The sequence below is a fragment of the Synechococcus sp. R6-10 genome, assembly GCF_047461815.1.
Classification (GTDB): Bacteria; Cyanobacteriota; Cyanobacteriia; order Thermostichales; family Thermostichaceae; genus Thermostichus.
In genome coordinates this window covers 1-930 of sequence record NZ_JANSHW010000656.1, presented here as the reverse complement: position 1 = coordinate 930, position 930 = coordinate 1, and the positions used below count along the sequence as shown (strand labels likewise).

Sequence of the window (930 nt, the reverse complement as noted above, 5' to 3'; positions counted from 1 at the left end):
AAACAAACAGAATGCTATCGCTGCATAGTTGAACAGTGATGTTCAGCAGTGTTCAGCGTAAATGTATCAGACTGAGGATAACTTGCCGATATGCCACTTCTAGCTTCTGCACGGCTTGCTCTATAGTATCCCATTTTACAGAACTGGCTGGCTCGGCATGAACCAGCTTTTCCAACTGCTGACACAGCTCAGCCAGACGTTTGGCGCCCAGGGTGCTGCTGCTGCCCTTGAGGCGGTGGGCCAACCGAGCAATGGCTTGGGGATCCCGCTGCTCTAGGGCCTGCCGCAGGGATCCCAATAGAGCTTCGCTGTCCTGCCGGTAGGTTTGGATCATCTCCTGCCAGGCTTCTGGAGAGCTGAAGACTGCCCGCATCTGAGCGAGGATAACGGGGTCGAGGGGCGGATCCTCTTCTTGGCTGGCCGGGATGGGAAGGGGAAGGGATCCCTGAAGAACCCGGACTAGGGTAGCCGGCTCCAAGGGTTTGGTTAGATAGCCATCTACCCCGGCAGCTTCGGCAGCAGCACGGCCTTCCGAAAACACATTGGCCGTGAGGACAACAATGCGAGGCTGGCGCTCAGGAGGCAGTTCAGCGCGGATGCGACGGGTGGCCGCAAGACCATCCAGCTCCGGCATTTGCATATCCATCAACACCAGATCGTAGGGTCGCAGGCGCAGAGCTTGGACGGCTTCCAGACCGTTGCCGACTATGTCGGGCCGGTAGCCCAATCGCTCCAGCATGAGGCGAATCACCTTCTGGTTAACCGGGTTATCCTCTGCCACCAGGATCTGAAGCGGGTAGCGGCTGGCCAGGGTCGCGTCCCAAATGGAGGGAGGAGCGGCGGGAGAGGAAGATAAGGAGGAAGGAGCTTTTTCTCCCACAAGCCCCAGCAGCAGCTTCCGCAGTTGGGAGGCTTTGACCGGCTTGGCCA

The 930-nt window shown here is 58.6% G+C and carries 1 protein-coding gene; it reads right to left on the bottom strand.

What is annotated here, in order from left to right:
- Nucleotides 1–52: 52 nt before the first annotated feature.
- Nucleotides 53–930, bottom strand: an 878-nt coding sequence (locus tag NW837_RS15085) for a response regulator (RefSeq protein ID WP_414332431.1), incomplete at its 5' end; no start/stop codon positions are given.